The organism is Rhizobium sp. SG570, from assembly GCF_012275345.1.
In the GTDB taxonomy this organism is placed as follows: Bacteria; Pseudomonadota; Alphaproteobacteria; order Rhizobiales; family Rhizobiaceae; genus Rhizobium; species Rhizobium lusitanum.
The window spans coordinates 1-19,963 of the sequence record NZ_JAAZQI010000016.1 but is presented as its reverse complement, the minus strand read 5'-3'; the positions used below and the strand labels follow the sequence as shown (position 1 = coordinate 19,963).

General features: G+C 59.3%; 17 protein-coding genes. 10 read left to right on the top strand and 7 right to left on the bottom strand.

Annotation, left to right across the window (positions count from 1 at the left end):
* The first annotated feature begins 527 nt into the window (after positions 1-527).
* Together FHT28_RS26740 and FHT28_RS26735 are read left to right on the top strand one after the other, a co-directional pair.
* The gene (locus FHT28_RS26740) at positions 528-761 is read left to right on the top strand and encodes a hypothetical protein (protein WP_037194588.1); all 234 of its coding nucleotides are present in this window, start codon (positions 528-530) and stop codon (positions 759-761) included.
* 246 nt (positions 762-1,007) lie between these two features.
* Positions 1,008-2,012 (top strand): hypothetical protein, encoded by a 1,005-nt coding sequence (locus FHT28_RS26735; protein WP_348645027.1) that lies wholly within the window; start codon positions 1,008-1,010, stop codon positions 2,010-2,012.
* Here the strand turns inward: FHT28_RS26735 and FHT28_RS26730 are convergent.
* A complete protein-coding gene (locus FHT28_RS26730) occupies positions 1,987-2,439 on the bottom strand; it encodes a GatB/YqeY domain-containing protein (protein WP_037194592.1) in 453 nt (150 codons plus the stop codon). The genes FHT28_RS26735 and FHT28_RS26730 overlap by 26 nt on opposite strands.
* Positions 2,440-2,747: 308 nt before the next feature.
* Here FHT28_RS26730 and carA point away from each other — a divergent pair, with 308 nt between their 5' ends.
* Complete coding sequence (gene carA, locus FHT28_RS26725; RefSeq protein WP_092577281.1) at positions 2,748-3,956, top strand: glutamine-hydrolyzing carbamoyl-phosphate synthase small subunit; 1,209 nt, start codon at positions 2,748-2,750, stop codon at positions 3,954-3,956.
* A gap of 106 nt (positions 3,957-4,062) precedes the next feature.
* On the opposite strand, the gene FHT28_RS26720 is transcribed toward carA, so the two are convergent.
* From FHT28_RS26720 to FHT28_RS26705, 4 genes are all read right to left on the bottom strand, one after another.
* Positions 4,063-4,635 (bottom strand): EVE domain-containing protein, encoded by a 573-nt coding sequence (locus tag FHT28_RS26720; protein ID WP_168597859.1) that lies wholly within the window; start codon positions 4,633-4,635, stop codon positions 4,063-4,065.
* Between the two features lie 95 nt (positions 4,636-4,730).
* Positions 4,731-6,128: an MATE family efflux transporter gene (locus tag FHT28_RS26715; protein WP_092577284.1), complete on the bottom strand. Its 1,398-nt coding sequence runs from the start codon at positions 6,126-6,128 to the stop codon at positions 4,731-4,733.
* Positions 6,129-6,276: 148 nt separating this feature from the next.
* Positions 6,277-7,533 carry a tetracycline resistance MFS efflux pump gene (locus tag FHT28_RS26710; protein WP_037194597.1) on the bottom strand — a complete coding sequence of 419 codons (1,257 nt, stop codon included), beginning with the start codon at positions 7,531-7,533 and terminating at the stop codon, positions 6,277-6,279.
* A gap of 161 nt (positions 7,534-7,694) precedes the next feature.
* A complete protein-coding gene (locus tag FHT28_RS26705; RefSeq protein ID WP_168597858.1) occupies positions 7,695-8,606 on the bottom strand; it encodes a LysR family transcriptional regulator in 912 nt (303 codons plus the stop codon).
* Positions 8,607-8,731: 125 nt separating this feature from the next.
* Here FHT28_RS26705 and FHT28_RS26700 point away from each other — a divergent pair, with 125 nt between their 5' ends.
* Entirely contained in the window at positions 8,732-9,724 is a 993-nt protein-coding gene (locus FHT28_RS26700) for an aldo/keto reductase (protein WP_168597857.1), read from the top strand.
* A 53-nt stretch (positions 9,725-9,777) separates the two neighbouring features.
* On the opposite strand, the gene FHT28_RS26695 is transcribed toward FHT28_RS26700, so the two are convergent.
* Positions 9,778-10,686 (bottom strand): neutral zinc metallopeptidase, encoded by a 909-nt coding sequence (locus FHT28_RS26695; RefSeq protein WP_168597856.1) that lies wholly within the window; start codon positions 10,684-10,686, stop codon positions 9,778-9,780.
* A gap of 94 nt (positions 10,687-10,780) precedes the next feature.
* The gene (locus tag FHT28_RS26690; protein ID WP_168597855.1) at positions 10,781-11,272 is read right to left on the bottom strand and encodes a DUF2306 domain-containing protein; all 492 of its coding nucleotides are present in this window, start codon (positions 11,270-11,272) and stop codon (positions 10,781-10,783) included.
* Between the two features lie 85 nt (positions 11,273-11,357).
* On the opposite strand from FHT28_RS26690, the gene FHT28_RS26685 reads away from it, so the two are divergent.
* From FHT28_RS26685 to FHT28_RS26660, 6 genes are all read left to right on the top strand, one after another.
* Positions 11,358-12,182, top strand: a complete 825-nt coding sequence (locus FHT28_RS26685; protein ID WP_168597854.1) for a LytTR family transcriptional regulator DNA-binding domain-containing protein — start codon at positions 11,358-11,360, stop codon at positions 12,180-12,182.
* Between the two features lie 365 nt (positions 12,183-12,547).
* Positions 12,548-13,123: a DUF1190 domain-containing protein gene (locus tag FHT28_RS26680; RefSeq protein WP_162693675.1), complete on the top strand. Its 576-nt coding sequence runs from the start codon at positions 12,548-12,550 to the stop codon at positions 13,121-13,123.
* A gap of 11 nt (positions 13,124-13,134) precedes the next feature.
* Complete coding sequence (locus FHT28_RS26675) at positions 13,135-14,304, top strand: glutathionylspermidine synthase family protein (RefSeq protein ID WP_092577277.1); 1,170 nt, start codon at positions 13,135-13,137, stop codon at positions 14,302-14,304.
* Between the two features lie 207 nt (positions 14,305-14,511).
* Entirely contained in the window at positions 14,512-17,997 is a 3,486-nt protein-coding gene (gene carB / locus FHT28_RS26670) for a carbamoyl-phosphate synthase large subunit (RefSeq protein ID WP_047562747.1), read from the top strand.
* Positions 17,998-18,295: 298 nt separating this feature from the next.
* Entirely contained in the window at positions 18,296-18,772 is a 477-nt protein-coding gene (gene greA, locus FHT28_RS26665) for a transcription elongation factor GreA (protein ID WP_034504116.1), read from the top strand.
* 7 nt (positions 18,773-18,779) lie between these two features.
* Positions 18,780-19,859 carry a glycosyltransferase family 4 protein gene (locus tag FHT28_RS26660; RefSeq protein ID WP_047562744.1) on the top strand — a complete coding sequence of 360 codons (1,080 nt, stop codon included), beginning with the start codon at positions 18,780-18,782 and terminating at the stop codon, positions 19,857-19,859.
* Positions 19,860-19,963 lie beyond the last annotated feature (104 nt).

The following is a 19,963-nucleotide window of genomic DNA, read 5'->3' as shown; positions in this document are numbered from 1 at the left end:
TTGCCACGACGACACGACCGGCACACACGGTATTCACAGCCCTTTGCAGGCAATTGCAATTTCATCGTCTTGATCACAACTTCGTGAGGTTATTATCAGGATCAGGCCGCGCGCACCGGCTTGAGGCGTCGTTTCCGAGTCACCAAAAACACGATCGATATTGACCTCACTTAGCCGGAATTAAGTGTTCGGCCGACCTGACGAGCATCGGCCTTTGCGGAAAAGACGCGAAAAAGCAAAGACTTGCACACCTTGAAGTGGATGGAACAGTGCGTCGGACGCATCTCGAACAATCAGTAGCTGCAATGCTCGATGCCTGCGACCCATCTGTTTGGTGGCGCATTTACGGCATGGTTCGTAAGCCAAACATTATTTTTTTGTAATTTGATTGTTGATGTGCGGCGCAATAGCGTTCTTCTCACGGGGCGAGACAAGCCGGCGAAGAAAATTGCTTCGCGACGCGACATGCCGAGACGCCCCACGAACGGGAAGCCATCAGGTACAGGGCTTTCAGTTTAGGAGAGGAAATGCGGGTTCTGATCGTACCCCTAGCCGCCGCGGCTATCTTCGCCACAGCTACCTATAGCTCGGCAACGACGACCGGCAGCGCTGACGATCGGAACGTGCTCTACGCTGGCGCGCATTATCAGCTGCCGGTGGATATGAAGATCCCTGCTCTCACCGCAGGCGTTAAAGTTCAAATGTCCGGATTGACGCCGCAAGCGTTGGCTTTGCCGCAGCAAGTCAGGATTCTCAGATAAGTTTTACGGGATACTCAGGTGGGGCACCATCCCTACCCCCGGCGCCGCCCCACCTGAGTGCCTTTGCAATAGACGTTTGATTTTTGGGCCCCACCCTGCGTCATCAAACGGCTGCAAAGCGCAAGAAGGCAGGAGCTCCCCCAGCTCCTGCCTTCTCTAATTTTACGATCCCAATTTTTCCGATGACGGAAGCACCGAACCTCCGCGGCAGAACATTTAGAGTTCAAATGAGGCCAGTATCTTGACGTGAAGGCCACAATTGATATTTCATATATCAATAATCTAGATGATGATTTCCTAAGACAGCGTAGAGAATTGCTCAGCTCATCGGGGGATGGCTGCATGTCTTTATCCGCGAAGGAACTTGCCGATAATCCTGATTTTTTCGCTATACTTCTCGACTATACCCGAGAAATTGTATTGGTTTACGAAGAAAATCGCCGGATAGGCTCCGTTTTTTCTTCACAGCAGCGCTGGTTGATGGCCCTCGCCGGCTTCGCTTTATATTACGGCGGCGTAGATGGGAAGCCGCCCGGTATCCATGCCAACCGCTTTGCCGACTTTGTCGTCGAGCACGAAATCGCCAGTCACAACACGGCATTGAGCTTCATTCAGGAAATGCTCGACCATCATTTTCTGCGCTACCAGACAGTCATGCCAGATCGCCGGGTACGACCGATGGAGCCGACAGAAGAAGCCGTCAGACAGCTTGCAAGATGGCTCGGCATTCACTTGGCGGCGCTCGACAAATTGGACGGAGGCAAACGAAGCAGCCTGCTCGCCGGGAGACTGGAACTCGTTGCGGCATTGCAGCCTGCAATCTCGGTCAGCATCATTGCCAGCGACGCCGTCCGCCATCCAGGCGATACATTCGATCTGTTCACCTGGGCAAATTCCGGCGGCAAAATCATGGATTACCTGATCTCGCGTGTCGGTATGATCGATCCGAAAACACAAAGAGCAATTGTCGGGCCGGTCGCGTTCACGGACATCTGTCGCCGTTTCCACATCTCAAGAACGCACGCAAAGCGGCTCATGCGCAAAGCCGTAAACATGCGAAGCGTTGGCTGGACAGGCCGCTCGGGAAAAAGCGAGCTGTGGCTGTCCAGCGGCTTCATTCAGGAATATCGGAACTATCAGGCCGAAAAGTTTGCCATCATGGACGCCGCCTGGCAGCGAGCCCTCGGCATACGGCAGGCCCGTATGCCGAAGCCGAGACTGGTCTTTACTTCAACAACTCCTTCAGGATAGCCGAAGCCTTCGCGAAGTCCATCTGCCCCGCATAGCGCTCGCGCAAAGCCGCCACGCACTTGCCCATGTCCTTCAAGCCTTGGGCGCCGAGTTCCGCAACGACGCCGGCGCATATCTCACGCACCTTCTCGTCGGAGAGCTGCTCCGGCATGAATCCCTGGATGACGGTGATTTCCGCGCGTTCCTTGTCGGCGAGCTCAGGGCGACCACCGTCGACGTAGATCTTCACCGACTCCTCGCGCTGCTTGATCATCTTGGCAAGCAGCTGGAGGATTTCGTCATCGCTTGCCTGCTCCTTGGCCTGGCCACGATTGGCGATGTCCTTGTCCTTGATAGCGGCAAGGATAAGACGCACGGTTGAAAGCTTCGCCGTATCCCTTGCCTTCATCGCATCCTTCTGGGCATTGGAAAGGGTCTCGCGGATCATGTCTGTAACTCCTCAAGCAGGCAGGCGACGATCGCCCGGCCTCTCATTTCATGTTGCCTGTCTCATAGACCATCAGCGCCGATCAATGCAATTGCGTCAAACCGGCCGAAACAGGACGAATTCCCCGGCAGGAAACGAAAAGCGCGCATTGACCGGCTCGCCTTGTTTGGCTATGTCCATCACCTGCACATTAGATCGATATGAAGATCTCAAGCCGCGGCCAGTGCCGCCGGCGGTACCTTGCTACAAACATGGCGGAAGCCTACGGCCTCTTCAAGGTCGCGCACGACGCCGGAAACGGGATGACTATGACCGCCACAGCCCCATGGACCATTGAAAAGCCGACTGCTCTTCTCGTTCTTGCCGATGGCACCGTGATCGAAGGCAAAGGCATCGGCGCGACCGGCAAGGTCCAGGCCGAAGTCTGCTTCAACACGGCGCTGACGGGTTACGAGGAAATCCTGACAGACCCTTCCTATCTCGGCCAGATCGTCACCTTCACCTTCCCTCACATCGGCAATGTCGGCACGAACGAGGAAGACATCGAGGACCTGACGCCGGCCGCCCGGCACGGCGCCGTCGGCGTCATCTTCAAAGCCGACATCACCGATCCGTCGAACTACCGCGCCGCCAAGCATCTCGACCAATGGCTGAAGGCCCGCGGCATCATCGGCCTCTGCGGCATCGACACCCGCGCGCTGACCGCCTGGATCCGCGAGAACGGCATGCCGAACGGCGTGATTGCGCACGACCCGAACGGCATCTTCGACATCGAACAGTTGAAGGCGGATGCGAAGGCCTGGAGTGGCCTCGAAGGTCTCGACCTCGCCAAGGTCGCCTCATCCGGCCAGTCTTCGCACTGGTCGCAGACCCCGTGGGTCTGGAACGAGGGCTATGGCGAGCTGGGCGCCGACGAAGCCAAGTACCACATCGCCTGCCTCGACTACGGCGTCAAGCGCAACATCCTGCGCCTTTTTGCCGGTCTCGATTGCAAGGTCACCGTCTTGCCGGCAACCGCTTCGACCGAAGACGTACTCGGCCTCAATCCGGACGGCATCTTCCTTTCCAACGGCCCGGGCGATCCGGCCGCGACAGGCGAATATGCCGTGCCCGTCATCAAGGACCTTCTGAAGTCGGAAATCCCGCTGTTCGGCATCTGCCTCGGTCACCAGATGCTCGGCCTCGCACTCGGCGCCAAGACAGCGAAGATGCACCAGGGCCATCACGGCGCCAACCATCCGGTCAAGGACCACACGACAGGCAAGGTCGAGATCGTCTCGATGAACCATGGCTTTGCAGTCGACTCGAGTTCGCTGCCGGAAGGCATTGAGGAGACACATATTTCTCTCTTCGACGGCAGCAATTGCGGCCTGCGTGTCTCCGGCAAGCCCGTCTTCTCGGTGCAGCACCATCCGGAAGCCTCGCCCGGCCCTCAAGACAGCCACTACCTTTTCCGCCGCTTCATCAACCTGGTACGCGAGAAGAAGGGCGAGCCTGCACTGGCCGAGCGCGCCTAAGCTGCTCCACAACCATTCATGATGCGAAAGGCCTCGGATTGACTATCAATCCGAGGCCTTTCTCGTTTGCGTCGGGATGTGAAGCGCCCAAATGCTCCATGCCCGGTCAAGCCTGCAGGCGGCGCTGCTTTACCACCTCAAGCTCACTCATCATGATTTCCTCCAGGAACTCGAAGTCCGACTGTCCGAAGGCGACAAGGCCGAATCTCAGCCTGTAGCCCCAGTTCTTGTCCTGGGTGAAATCAAGCCAACCCAGCAAGGGGCGGAGCGGCTGCTCGGGCGCATCCAGCCAGTCGACATCCCGGCGATAGGCTTTTCCGCAACCCATCTGCGCAAGGTAGGGCTCTCCTTCACGGACAAAGCCGATGGCGGTAAAGCTCTGAAAGCTGTCTTTCTCGCCCATCTTTACAGACGGCGAATAATAAACGATGCCGTCGCCCGGCTTGATGCGCTTCACTGGCCCCTGCTTGCCGTGGTTCACCTGCATGAAGCCGTGCTCGCGTCCGTGGCGTACGTGCTCTGCGCTAGCCACCGCCAGCCAATAGGACTTCTGCGCCGGTTCGGGCCGCCGGCACGATGTATTGGCGTGCGGAAAAAGGCGCACTGTCGTGCCCTCGTTGATGGAGTCTTCCCGCGGCAAAAGCGCGGCATCGTTACGATCGCTGGCTCTGAGTGTCATGGTCGTCTCCCGTCATTGGTATGAAGGGAATATACGCGACCATGCTGACAGTATTTGTCAGTAGTCTTACCGCTCGACGATCGCCGCCGCAGATATTATGCGGGTTCTCTTTCCGAACGCACGAGAATGTAGAATCGCGCGCAAAGCATGGCCGCCGCCGAAGCAAGGCCAAGCAGGAAACCGAGCCATATGCCGATCCCGCCGAAATCGAACGGGAAGGCCAGCAGCCATGCTAGGAAGAAGCCGATCGGCCAATAGGCGATCAGCGCCAGGATCATCGGCACGCGCGCATCCTTCAGGCCGCGCAACAGGCCGCTCGCAATCGCCTGCAAGCCGTCGACGAGCTGGAACAGGCCGGCGACCACGATCAGCGGCGTTGCATAGGCAAGCACTTTCGGGGCATCGGCCGACGTAATGTCGAGGAACCAGCTTCCGAACCATGCCGGCAAGGTGGCGAACAGGATGCTGCCACACAGCGAAATGCAGCTCGAAACGATGAGCACGACGATCGCCGCGCGCTTCAGGCCGAGATGATCGCCTTGCCCGTGCGCGACGCCCACCCGCACCGTCGCCGCTTGGCTGAGGCCGAGCGGGATCATGAAGGCAATCGATGCCCATTGAAGCGCGATGCCATGGGCAGCAAGCTCGATCGTGCCGATCCGCCCCATAAGCAACGACGCCGCCGTGAACAGGCTGACCTCGGCGAGAACGGTGATGCTGATCGGGAAGCCCAGGCGGACGACATCCCACAAGGCATGCCAATCCGGCCGCCACAGATGGACGAAGATCTCGTAGCGACGCATTTCTTCCCGGCTCTGAACATAGCCGACGATGAAGATGAAGCCGGCCGTCTGTACGGCAACGGAGACGATGGCCGCACCATGAAGACCGAGCGCCGGCATGCCGAAATGACCGAGCACCAAGGCATAGGCAAGCACAGCGTTCATGACAAGCATGGCGATGGTCACATTGAGAATGACGCCGGCACGGCCGATAGCACTCACGAGGGCGCGAATGACGTTGTAGAGCAATCCCGGCAACAGGGCGAAATGGCCGATGGCGATGTAGTCGCTGGCCAGCTTTGCCACATCGGGCTTTTGTCCCGCCGCCAGAAGGATCTCCTCGGAATATAGAAAGGCAGGCTGTGCCATCAGCCAATAGATGGTCACGACCCACAGGCCCATGCGCAGCGCCCGTCGCACGGACACGACATCGCCCTGGCCGTAGGCCTGCGCCACCAGCGGCACGACGGCGATGGAAAAGCCCGAACCGAAAATCAGGATCGTGAACAGGAACTGCGCTGAGAGTACCATCGCGGCCAGCTGCTCGGCGCCGAGGCGACCGACGATCATCACGTCCGTGGTATTGATGCCAAGCTGCGCCAATTGTGCGCCGATCAGCGGTATCCCGAGCGCAAGGGTGGCACGTAGATGCGCAGACCACGAATTATTGTTGTCGTGCGCGTACGGGCGCGCAGCTAGCGGCATATCCATCATGAAAACTCGATTTCCAGAATCGCGCGAACCGCCCCACCCCTGGGTGCGCGAGCCTGTCGCAATACCGCAACTTAGGCGGAAAAGCCAGCCGACAAGGTAACGATGCTAAAGAATTCATCATACCATCAAAATATCTGATGAATTTTTAGGCCGCCTCTCCGGCTTGCGATTGCACGGCCGCCTTCGGCTGATCTTTGCGAACCTTGGTAAGAAGCACAATGAGCGCTGTCGCGACCAGAATGGCACCCATGACGAATGGTGCTCCGGCAAAGGTCACGGGCGCCGTCGGCGCGGTATAATAGCGGAACAGATACGGGAACAGCAGAGGCCCGATGATCGCGGTGATACTCGTCAGGCTGCCGAGCGCGCCCTGCAGCTCACCCTGCGCCGAAGGCGGAACCTTGCTCGCGGCGATGGAACGTAAGGGCGCATCGGCGACGTTTTCGATGACCGTTGCGACGACGACCCCATAGACCATCCAGCCTTGCCACGCGAAAGCATAGCCCATCAGGCCGAGGCAGGAAAACGCCAGCCCGAGCAATGCGGTCTTCCACTCCCCGAGCATGGGCACCAGCCGAGGCAGGACAAGCCCTATGACGAGGGCCGCGCCGATACCATAAACGCCAAGGGAAAAGCCGATCTGCCCCTCGCTCCAATCATAGCGATAGGAGGTGACGAAGGACCAGACGGCCGGATAGACGCCATGCGCCAGCCAGTTCAGGAACATGACGACGCAGACCCAGCCGATGCCCTGATAGCGTCGTATCTGCCTTAGCGCGCCGAATGGATTGGCCCGCCAGATCTCGAACGGCCGGCGATGCCTGGCGTCCAATGTTTCCGGCAGGAGGAAATAGGCTCCGACGAAATTCAGGAATGCGAGGGCAGCCGCTCCATAGAACGGCACCCGCGGACCGAATTCGCCCAGAAAACCGCCGATGACCGGACCGAGCACGAAGCCGACACCGAAGGCCATGCCGATCAGGCCGAAATTCTTCGCACGGTTCTCGTCATTGCTGATGTCGGCGATATAGGCCGAGCAGGTCGAGAAGCTCGCACCACTGATACCGGCGAGGATACGGCCGACGAACAGCATCCAGTAGGTACCCGCGATCGCGCAGATGAAATTGTCGATCGCGAATGTCAGCACCGAGGCGAGCAGGAGTGGACGGCGTCCGAACCGATCGCTCAAATTGCCGATCAGCGGCGAGAACAGGAACTGCATCGCGGCATAGGCCAGCAGCAGCCAGCCGCCTTCGGTGGCAGCTTCGCTGACTGCGGCACCCGTCAACTCTTCCAGGTATTTCGGCATCACGGGCATGATGATCGCAATGCCCATGACATCGAGGAAGAGGATGAGAAAGACGAGGAACAGACCGCGCCGTGCAAATTTCTGATCGATCATGGAGTTGCCTTTTGGCGGCCCCGCCTCCATGAAGAGACAGAACGTGAACGAAAAACCGGAGTGTTCCCCATACCTAAAGATTTTGGCGGAAACAATCCGTGAACGCTTCAATCTTATCGATTTATCGACCGCTTTTTTTGATCTGCGGGCTATAATGACACTTATTTTTCCCGGGTCCGTCGCTGCTCGATATTAAGGAAGTCGACGAAGGCCCGGAGCGGACCCGGCATATGGCGGCGGCTCGCATAATAGAGAAACGGACCGGAAAAGGCCGTTTCCCATTCTTCGAGAATGGGTACCAGCTCGCCTGTCGCAAGCTGCGGCGCGAGGAATTCCCGAAACGTCCTGATGATGCCGAGACCGGCAACCGCGGCACTGCGTTCGATATCGATCGAATTCGTGGCAATCACCATTGAAGGCGAAATGACGATCGTTTCGCCATCCTTTTCAAAATCCCAGGGAGCGTTGGAGCGGCTGAGGAACCGATGACCGATGCAGCGATGCTCGAGTATATCGCGCGGGTGGCGCGGTGTACCGTTTGCCGCCAGGTAGGCGGGCGCCGCGGCGGTCACATAAGATTGCTGCCGTGGCCCGATGGGCACGGCGATCATATCCTTTTCCAACCTCTCGTCATAGCGAATGCCGGCGTCAAACCCGGCCGCGAGCACATCGATGAAGCTGTCTTCGGCAACGATTTCGACCGATATCCCCGGATAGTTCTTCAAAAAGCGATTGACGATATCAGGCATCACCACCATGGCAGCGACTGTCGGCACATTCAGCCGCAAAGTCCCGCCCACACGGTCGCGAAAGCTATTGATGTCGTCGAGCGCAACGGCGATCTCGCTCATCGCGGGGGTCAGCCGCTCCATCAGCCGCTCACCCGCTTCGGTCGGCGTCACGCTACGCGTGGTACGGTTCAGCAGGCGCACGCCAAGCCGCTCCTCCAGCCGCCGGATCGCCTCGCTCAGTGATGAGGCGGAAACAGCGCGCTTGCGCGCGGCCACGCGAAAGCTACGCTCGCGGGCAACAGCGGTGAAGGCGACAAGATCGGCCAGCGGCAAGTCATCCATTGTGCGAAATTCCAAACAGCCCGTTTCGATTTACACGGATTATCGCACAAAGGCCGATCGAGTAAAACAAGCTGCGTAGATGGCTCTGGAGATGAGAGCGCGCTTCCGACCGAAGGAGAACTGCAATGCAAAACCACCAATTGGGCAAGACAGGCCCCCAGGTATCCGCCCTCGGCCTCGGCTGCATGGGCATGTCCGGCATGTACGGGCCGTCCGACCGCGCCGAGAGCATCGCGACAATCCATGCCGCTCTCGATGCCGGCATAAACCTGCTGGATACCGGCGACTTCTACGGCATGGGCCACAATGAAATGCTGATCGGCGAGGCCATCAAGGGGCTGAAGCGGGACGATTTCCTGCTCAGCGTGAAATTCGGTGCATTGCGCGATCCGGCCGGCGGCTGGCTCGGCTATGATGCCCGACCGGCCGCGATCACGAATTTCGTCGCTTATTCGCTGCAACGTCTCGGAGTCGACCACATCGACATCTACCGCCCGGCGCGTCTCGATCCGAACGTGCCGATCGAGGAGCAGGTCGGTGCCATGGCCGATCTCATCAAGGCCGGCTACATCAGGCATATCGGCCTGTCCGAGGTCGGTGCTGAGACCATCCGCCGCGCCGCCGCCGTGCATCCGATCGTCGACCTCCAGATCGAATATTCGCTGATCTCGCGCGGCATCGAGGACAGTATCCTGCCGACCTGCCGCGAACTCGGTATCGGCATCACGGCCTATGGCGTCCTCTCGCGTGGCCTCATCAGCGGCCATTGGCAGAAGGACAACGCCCAGAAAGGCGATTTCCGCTCCATGAGCCCGCGTTTCCAGGCCGGAAATCTCGAAAAGAACCTGGAATTGGTGGAAGCATTGCGAGGGATCGCCGAAGCCAAGGATGCCAGCGTCGCCCAGGTCGCCATCGCCTGGGTCGCGGCCCGAGGCCAGGACATCGTGCCGGTTGTCGGCGCCCGCCGCCGCGATCGCCTGACGGAAGCTTTAGGCGCGCTCTCGGTGAAGTTGTCGGAAGCCGATATGGCGGCGATCGAACGCGCCGTGCCAAAGGACGCCGCCGCGGGCGGGCGCTATCCGGAAGCGCAATTGACGCATCTGGATAGCGAGAAATAAGGAAAAGGAATTGGCACTTCGCCCGCTTCCTGCCGGAGAGCGGGCGAAGGAGATCAAACGGGATTGTTCAGCGTATCGCAATCACTGAGCTTGCCGGAATCGAAACCCTGCTTGAACCACTTCATGCGCTGCGCGGAAGTACCGTGGTTGAAGCTATCCGGAACGACATAGCCCTGTGTGCGCTTTTGCAGCGTGTCGTCGCCGATCTGCTGGGCGGCGTTCAGTGCCTCCTCAAGGTCGCCTGCCTGCAAGATGCCCTTCTGCTGTGTGAACTTGCCCCAGATGCCGGCAAAGCAATCGGCCTGCAACTCAATACGCACCGACATCTTGTTGGCATCCACCTCGTTCATGGTCCGGCGGGCCTGGTTGAACTTCGGCAGGATGCCGAGCAGATCCTGAACATGATGGCCGACCTCATGCGCAATGACATAGGCCTGAGCGAAATCGCCGGATGCACCGAATTGATCCTTCATCTGCTGGAAGAAGGCCATATCGAGATAGACCTTCTGATCGCTCGGGCAATAGAAGGGCCCGGTCGCGGCCGAAGCCTGTCCACAAGCCGAAGGGAAGCTGCCCGAGAACAGCACGAGCTTCGGATCGGTATAGGTCTGGCCCATCGATTTGAAAATGCCGGTCCAGGTATCCTCTGTATCGGCAAGAACAGTCGCGACGAATTGCTTCATCTCGTCATTGGCGGGCCGACCACTATTCCCGGTTGATGTGCTCTGCTGATATCCCGAGCCGCCGCCCAGCACGCCACTCTGCTGCAGCAGGCCCATGACATCGACGCCCATGGCTCTCAGCACGAGGAAGATCACCACCAGAACGATGATGGTGCGCAGGCTCAAACCGCCGCCGCCTATCCCGCCGCCGGGGAAGCGGAAGCCGCCGCCGCCGCCCATGGGCGATGAGCCGCGTTCATCCTCGATATTGTCGGATTGCCGACGCCCCTTCCAATCCATGATTGCACCTCCTGGCGATGCCTTAAACCAATGTCCCTTAAAGCACTTATATATCCAGGAAGACGGGCAACACCAGTTGGCGAGCGACAGAACGTCAAGTTAAACCTCGGCGACGCCATATTTCTTTCGACAGCAGCCATAGAAGAACGATCGCAATAGCTGCGACGACGACGAGCGGCACAATTTCGTCGCCGCCGAAGGCCATCATGTGCATGATACGGCCCGGAAGGAACGTAAACGCCCCCGCACCGACGATGCCGCCGAAGTAGAGGCTTCTGACGATGCGCTTATGCGCCCCAATATTGTGATTGCGAGCATTGGCGATCGCTCCCCAACAGCCAAAGAGAACCAATAGGGAGAGTAGATGAATGGGGCTGAAGCCATAGACCATGTTGATCTGGTGAATGAAGAAGCTCGATAGCGCCGTGACCAGCATGAGGCTCAGCCATATCTTGCCGAGCAATCGATGCCTCGAAGTCCCCTTTGGCTTCAGCAGAAGATAGGCGCCGAGCACGGCGGCCGGGATGACTGCCGCAACGTGAATCTGGATTGCGATCGAAGCATGAAGAAGCGGCTCGAAGGTCATGGCGGGATCCGGTTGAGTTTGTCGAGCCTTTCCGCGATATTGTTGTTCTCTCAATTGAAATTGCGCGAAAGAACGGGAAAATTTCGTGGATCACACCTTTCTGCAATCCACGCTTCGTGAATTGCAAGTCTTCCAGCGTTCGCCGCGATTCTGGGCAACCTTCGTCACGGTCGTCCTGATCTTTGCCCTGACCGGTCCCTACGACACATTCGCACGGCTGATGCCGGGCGCTCGGCTCGGCTATTGGCTGGCCCTTCATGCCATGGCCTGGTCGATAGCCATCGTCTTCTCCGTCGTCGCCGAAATCCTCCTGCGCAAACGGGTGGCCAGCATGTTTGCCCGGATGATGACGGGCTCGATCATTGCAGCACTTCCGATCGGCTTCGGCATCGGGCTGATCGATCTGGCATTCTTCGGCACCTTACCCACCGTGGCAGGCAGCCTGCGCCAATCGCTGACTTCGATACCGCTTTGCCTGCTCTTTTGCTTTTTGAGCTACCTGACCATGCATCGGCAAATCGCGGTGGCCGCCGAGCGACCAAGCAACGACGAGCCGGCAACCACCTCTATAAAGACATCGGAGATTCGCGACCTGCCCTCGCAGGCACCGATCCTGTCGCGCCTGAAACCGGAAAATCGGGGAGCGCTCATACGGCTTGCCGTGCGGGATCACTATACCGAGGTCGTCACCAGCCGCGGCCGCGAGCTCGTCCTGCTGCGCTTCGGCGATGCGCTGAGGGAAATCGGCGATACCGAGGGCATGCGCCTGCATCGATCCCATTGGATTGCCGCCGACCATGTCGCCGGTTTGAAACGCGACAACGGCAAACTTTTCATCGTGACGCGCGACGGCATGGAAATGCCCGTGAGCCGCCCTTATGCCGATGCAGTCCGGCACCGTTTTGGCTAGCAATTGTCGGATTGCCGACGCTCCGCCAATCCATAGTCTATCTCCTGGTACCCCCCCGTGGGCCAGAGATAAATGAGTCCCGCCTTCTCCCGGATATATCGGGGTCACCAAAACTTAGGAAAATTGGAAAGACCTCTTTTTGCGGTCGCAACCTTTGGTCAAAAAATCAACAGAACGCACGTCTACGTTCTTTAAATATGGCCGATTTACACCTAATTATTCTCTCGCCCATATTCTTTACGTTGCAATCTTTGCACATGTAGACAACCGCACCTGCGTGTGTGGCGGCTGGTAGACTTGTGCGGGCAACGTCCGGAATATCCGGGTATGAACGCGAAGGCGCCGAGGGTCTAATGAAGCGATCGATGAGTGTGTCTCTGCTGCTAATGGGAACAGCAGCGTTGACGGGCTGTGGCCAAAAGGAAGATACCGCACAAATATACAAGGACGCCGACGCCTGCATCGCGAGCGAAGCCTTTTCTGCCGACGAATGTCGATCCCAGTTTGCCGCAGCCGAAACCGAGCGCAAGCAGAATGCGCCCGCCTACGAGACGATGGCGAACTGCGAGAAGGAGTATGGTGCCGACAAGTGCCAACCAACAACCGGCGCCCATCAGGCAGGTACGGGCCACTTCATTCCATTGCTGGCCGGCTATCTCGTCGGCAGTGCTGCAGGAACGCTTGGCACCAAAGCGCTCTACCAGCCGCGTGGAAGCAGCGACTTTCGAACGGCGACCGGTCGCAGCCTCGCAAACGGCATGCTGCTTGGAAAAACAAACTATGCAGCAAAGAAAAAGGACGACGATATACAATCGTCATCTTCGGGTGGCGGCGGTGGCGGCCATAGTTTCTGGGGGTCGTCTTCCGAACGTTCGACGCGCTCGGCCGGCATGGTAGAGCGTGGCGGCTGGGGCTTTCGCGGCTTCCATCTTTCGGGTTAACGGGTGAGCGGATGAAACGCGTCGTCATGAACGAGCGACTGGATTGGAAGGCCGACGCCGAGGCTTGTGGCTTCACCATTCATTCCATGTATGGCCAACGCTATTGGGACGAACGGCACGCCTATGCCTTTACCCTTGAGGAAGTAGAGACGAGGCTGGAGGATCCTTCCGCCGAATTGCTGGAAATGTGTTACGCTGCCGTCGAGAAAATTGCCTCGGACGGTGAGTTGATGCACCGCATGGCCATTCCGCCCGCCTACCACGATGCAATATTACGCTCCTGGCGCAATCGCGAACATGATCTCTACGGCCGATTCGACCTCTCTTACGACGGAAACGATCCGGCAAAGCTGCTCGAATTCAATGCGGACACGCCGACCAGCCTGTTCGAAAGCGCGGTCTTCCAATGGCGCTGGCTGGAAGACATGAAGCAACGCGGCGAACTTCCGTCCTCAGCCGACCAGTTCAATTCCGTGCATGAACGTCTGATCGACGCGATACGCGTCCTTGCTGGACCGTCGCAGCGCATGCACTTCGCCGGCATGTTGGAATCCGAGGAAGACCTCGTGACGTTGAACTATCTTGTCGATTGCGCTGCACAGGCTGGCTGCAAGACAAAGCTGATCGCCATGCCCGATATCGGCGTCGACGACAAACATTGGCTAATTGATCTTCAAGACGAGCGCATCGACTGCATATTCAAGCTTTATCCGCTAGAAGACATGGTACGCGAGCCTTTCGGTCGCCATCTGCCGTTGACACCGACGCGAATAGTCGAGCCGCTTTGGAAACTGACGCTGTCCAACAAGGGGCTACTGCCCGTGCTGTGGGAAATGTTCCCCGGCCACGAAAATTTGCTGCCCGCCTATTTCGAGGACGATCTGCGCAGCAGCCATCTTGGGGACCGCTATGTCCGTAAACCGTTGCTATCCCGCGAGGGCGCGAATGTGACGCTCGTCAATTACGAAGCTGGTGGCGGTTTGTATCACGTCGAGGGCCCCTACGGAGAAGAGGGATATATAAGGCAGGCACTGCATCTGCTTCCCCGCTTCGGAGACGATTGGACCGTGATCGGATCCTGGATCGTCGCAGGCCAACCGGCGGGTATCGGTATTCGCGAGGACGATACGCCCATTACGCGCGATACCTCGCGCTTCGTCCCTCATTATATAGAGGACTAGTGATGATGAGCGGAACCGCCTGCTAATTCACCGCTCCATGAGGAGCGCATGCCGAATTCCTGTCGATTCCGCGATTTATGGGGTTCCGTTTGCAAATACATTTGCCTATAAGCCGCTTCTAGCCTGAAAAGACATGCCATGCGCCCCCGGCCGGTGATCTCCCACCCTGGCCGGTTTTTCGCGCAACAAAAAAACGGATGTGAGCCCATGCCGAAGCGCCAAGATATCAAATCGATCCTCATCATCGGCGCAGGACCGATTGTTATCGGCCAAGCTTGCGAATTCGACTATTCCGGTACACAGGCCTGCAAGGCGCTGAAGGAGGAAGGCTACCGCGTCATCCTCGTCAACTCCAATCCCGCGACGATCATGACCGACCCGGGCTTGGCGGATGCCACTTATGTCGAGCCGATCACGCCGGAAGTCGTCGCCAAGATCATCGCCAAGGAGCGCCCGGACGCCCTGCTGCCGACCATGGGCGGCCAGACCGCGCTCAACACAGCGCTGTCGCTGAAGCGCATGGGCGTGCTCGACCGCTATAATGTCGAGATGATCGGCGCCAAGCCGGCCGCGATCGACATGGCCGAAGACCGCGCCCTCTTCCGCGAAGCCATGGCCCGCATCGGTCTCGAAACGCCGCGCTCGATGCTGGCGAACGCCACCGACATCAAGGATACCGACCGCAAGACGCATGAAGCCGAGCGCACTAAGCTGAAGGCACAGCTTTCCGGTGCCGAGCTCGACAAGGCGCTCGACGAACTGGAAAACCAGTGGAACCTCGGCGAAAGCGACCGCAAGCAGCGTTACATGAGCCATGCCATGGCAATCGCCGCCCAGGCGATCGACCATGTCGGCCTGCCCGCCATCATCCGTCCTTCGTTCACGTTGGGCGGCACCGGCGGCGGCATTGCCTATAACCGCTCGGAATTCTTCGAAATCGTCGGCGGTGGCCTTGATGCCTCCCCGACCACCGAAGTGCTGGTCGAAGAATCTGTGCTCGGCTGGAAGGAATTCGAGATGGAAGTGGTCCGCGACACGGCGGACAACTGCATCATCATCTGCTCGATCGAAAACATCGATCCCATGGGCGTCCACACCGGCGATTCGATCACGGTTGCTCCGGCGCTGACGCTGACGGACAAAGAATATCAGATCATGCGCAACGCCTCGATCGCGGTCCTGCGCGAGATCGGCGTCGAAACCGGCGGCTCGAACGTGCAGTTCGCGGTCAATCCGAAGGACGGGCGCCTCGTCGTCATCGAAATGAACCCGCGCGTGTCGCGCTCTTCCGCCCTCGCATCGAAGGCGACCGGCTTCCCGATCGCCAAGATCGCAGCCAAGCTGGCCATCGGCTATACGCTCGACGAACTGGAAAACGACATTACCGGCGGTGCAACCCCGGCATCCTTCGAGCCCTCGATCGACTATGTCGTCACCAAGATCCCGCGTTTTGCCTTCGAGAAGTTCCCAGGCGCCTCGCCGGTTCTGACCACAGCGATGAAGTCGGTCGGCGAAGTCATGGCGATCGGCCGCACCTTTGCCGAATCGCTGCAGAAGGCGCTGCGCGGCCTCGAAACCGGCCTGACCGGCCTTGACGAGATCGAAATCCCCGGCACCGAAGAGGGTGAAGGAAACCGCAACGCCATCCGCGCCGCCATCGGCACGCCGACACCGGACCGTCTGCGCATGGTTGCTCAGGCGCTGCGCCTCGGCCTGACGCCGGAAGAAGTGCACGAAGGCTGCAAGATCGACCCCTGGTTCATCGCGCAGTTCAAAAGCATCGTCGACATGGAAGCCCGCATCCGCGAGCATGGCATGCCGGAAGATGCGACCAATCTGCGCATGCTGAAGGCGATGGGCTTCTCGGACGCGCGTCTCGCAACGCTGACCGGCAAGCGGCCGAAGGAAGTGGCGGAGCTTCGCAACAAGCTGAACGTGCGCCCGGTCTTCAAGCGCATCGATACCTGCGCCGCCGAGTTTGCGTCGCCCACTGCTTACATGTATTCGACCTATGAGACGCCTTTCGTCGGTACCGCGCGCTCGGAAGCACAGGTCTCCGACCGCAAGAAGGTCGTCATTCTCGGCGGCGGCCCGAACCGTATCGGCCAGGGTATCGAGTTCGACTATTGCTGCTGCCACGCCGCCTTCGCCCTGAAGGATGCCGGCTATGAAGCGATCATGATCAACTGCAATCCGGAAACGGTCTCGACCGACTATGACACCTCGGATCGTCTCTATTTCGAGCCGCTGACGGCCGAAGACGTGATCGAAATCCTGAAGGCGGAGCAGGAAAATGGCGAAGTTGTCGGCGTCATCGTCCAGTTCGGCGGCCAGACCCCACTGAAGCTCGCAGAAGCGCTCGAAAAGAACGGCATTCCGATCCTCGGCACGGCGCCTGACGCCATCGACCTTGCCGAAGACCGCGACCGCTTCCAGAAGCTGCTGATGAAGCTCGATCTCAACCAACCGAACAACGGCATCGCCTATTCGGTCGAGCAGGCCCGCCTCGTCGCGTCGGAAATCGGCTTCCCGCTGGTCGTGCGCCCATCATACGTTCTCGGCGGCCGCGCCATGCAGATCATTCATTCGGAAGGCATGCTGCAAACCTATCTTCTCGACACGGTCCCCGAACTGGTGCCGGAAGACATTAAGCAGCGCTATCCGAACGACAAGACCGGCCAGATCAACACGCTGCTCGGCAAGAACCCGCTCCTGTTCGACAGCTATCTTGCCAACGCCATCGAAGTCGACGTCGACTGCCTGTCCGACGGCACCGACGTCTACGTCGCCGGCATCATGGAACATATCGAAGAAGCCGGCATCCACTCCGGCGACAGTGCCTGCTCGCTGCCGCCACGCACGCTGTCGCCTGCCATGATCGACGAATTGGAACGCCAAGCGAAGGCCATGGCCAAGGCGCTGAATGTCGGCGGTCTGATGAACGTCCAGTTCGCCATCAAGGACGGCACGGTCTACGTGCTCGAAGTCAACCCACGCGCCTCGCGCACGGTGCCTTTCGTCGCCAAGACCATCGGCGCGCCGATCGCCAAGATCGCCGCCCGCGTCATGGCCGGCGAAAAGCTGGATGCGGTGTTTGCCGCCTATGGCGAAAAGCCCGATCCGCGCAAGCTGAAGCATATCGCCGTCAAGGAAGCCGTCTTCCCCTTCGCGCGCTTCCCCGGCGTCGACATCCTGCTCGGACCGGAAATGCGCTCGACCGGCGAAGTCATCGGCCTGGATACCGATTTTGCTCTGGCCTTCGCCAAGTCCCAGCTCGGCGCCGGCGTCGAATTGCCGCGCGACGGGACAGTATTCGTCTCGGTCCGCGACGACGACAAGCCGCGCGTCCTGCCCGCCATCCGCATGCTGACGGAACAGGGCTTCAAGGTGCTCGCAACCGGCGGAACCCAGCGCTTCCTCGCCGAGAATGGCATTGAAGCAACCAAGATCAACAAGGTGCTGGAAGGCCGCCCGCATATTGAGGACGCCATCCGCAACCGTCAGGTCCAGCTCGTCATCAATACGACCGACAGCAACAAAGCGATCTCGGATTCGAAATCGCTTCGCCGGGCGACATTGATGCAGAAGGTGCCCTACTACACCACCATGGCCGGCGCCGAAGCCGCCGCCATGGCGATCAAGGCCCTGAAGGCCGGGAACCTCGAAGTGCGGCCGCTGCAGAGCTATTTCTAAGGACGAATTTCCGTCACGACGAATGCGGATACAGTAGCCGGATCACATTCGTCGCGGCGCGGAATGGCCACCGCGATGATCGGTGAAGAAGCCTCATGGCCGATTTCCGGGCACCCGGCCTTGGCATGCGAAGACGTGGAGTAGGCTCCCATAAGTCATCGAATTTTCTGGAAATCGGCTGTCGCAATCTGCTATAGATGACAAAATATTGGCTCTACATGGTTCCGAAGTACCGCTTCGGAACCTGTTTTCTTTTGTGTGTGCGGAAGAGCAGCGCAGGGAGTGAAGGACAAGGCAAATGGTTGAAAAGGTACCGATGACACAGAACGGGTTCGTCAAGCTGCAGGAAGAACTGCGCTGGCGTCAGCAGGAAGAGCGCCCGAGAATCATCGAGGCAATTGCGGAAGCGCGCGCCCATGGCGACCTCTCCGAAAATGCCGAGTACCATGCCGCCAAGGAAGCACAGAGCCACAATGAAGGCCGCATCGGCGAGCTTGAAGACCTGACGGCACGCGCCGAAGTCATCGACCTCTCCAAGATGTCCGGCTCGAAGATCAAGTTCGGCGCCAAGGTGAAGCTCGTCGACGAGGACACCGAGGAAGAGAAGATCTATCAGATCGTCGGCGACCAGGAAGCCGACGTGAAGGCCGGCCGCATTTCCATATCCTCGCCGATCGCCCGCGCCCTGATCGGCAAGGAAGTCGGCGATTCCATCGAGGTCAATGCACCCGGCGGCGCCAAGGCTTACGGAATCCTCTCCGTCACCTGGGGCTAATCAGCCCGTGCGCGATCGCGATTCAACGCATGCGAGCGATCTCCGCGAGATCGAGATCGTCGCGACGAATTTCAAACGCCGGCTCTCCGGCGTTACCTCCACGATCGTGCAGCTGATCCCCAAGCAGATCGAGCTAGGTTATCACATCGCAACGCTTGGCCCCGGTCTGCCGGCGGATTTGCCCAAGCTCGGCTGGATCAGGCTTTTCGGCCTCTGGACCAAGCCGCGCCGACATCGCGTGCGTGTCTGGCATGCCCGCCGCAACAACGAGATGCTGGTCGGCCTGCTTCTGCGCTCCGTTCTGCGCATGCCGTTGAAGCTGGTGTTCACCTCGGCGGCCCAGCGCCGCCATACCGGCTATACGCGCTGGCTCATCCGCCGCATGGACGCTGTCATCGCCACCAGCACCCGCTCCGGCAGTTTCCTGCATGTGCCGCACACAGTTATCCAGCACGGCATCGATCTCAATCGCTTTCATCCACCGGAAACTCCTGACGACCGCATGGCCGCCACGGGCCTGCCCGGCACCTATCTCATCGGCTGCTTCGGCCGCGTCCGCCATCAGAAAGGTACCGATCTCTTCGTCAAGGCGATGATCGAGCTTCTGCCGCGCTATCCGGATTGGACCGCCGTCATCTGCGGCCGGGTAACTGCCGAACATCGCGGCTTCGGCGATGAATTGGTGAAGCTGGTGAGCGACGCCGGCCTTGCCGATCGCATCCGTTTTCTCGGCGAAGTCGACGATATCAAGCCCTGGTATCGCCGAGCGACCCTCTACGTCGCCCCTTCCCGCAACGAGGGTTTCGGCTTGACGCCGCTCGAAGCCATGGCGTCCCGCACCGTGGTTGTCGCCTCGGATGCCGGCGCCTATGCGGAGCTGATCGTTCCGGGCGAAACCGGTGCCGTCGTCCCCGCCGGCGATGGTGAAGCGCTGACCAGGGCTATCGACTTCTATCTTGCCAATCCGGAGGAGACGCTTCGTCAGGGCGAAAACGCCGTGCGTCACGTGCGCAGCGAATTCGCGCTGGAAAAGGAAGCGACTGCCATTGGCGATGTCTATCGACGGCTGCTCATCGCCAACGATTGAACGGGCAGGCTAGAGCGTTTCAGGTTTTGACGGAAGCGTATCCAGCGTTGACGAAGTAGTTGTTGCATTCGTTGGGCTCGATTGTTTTGACGAGATGTCCGATG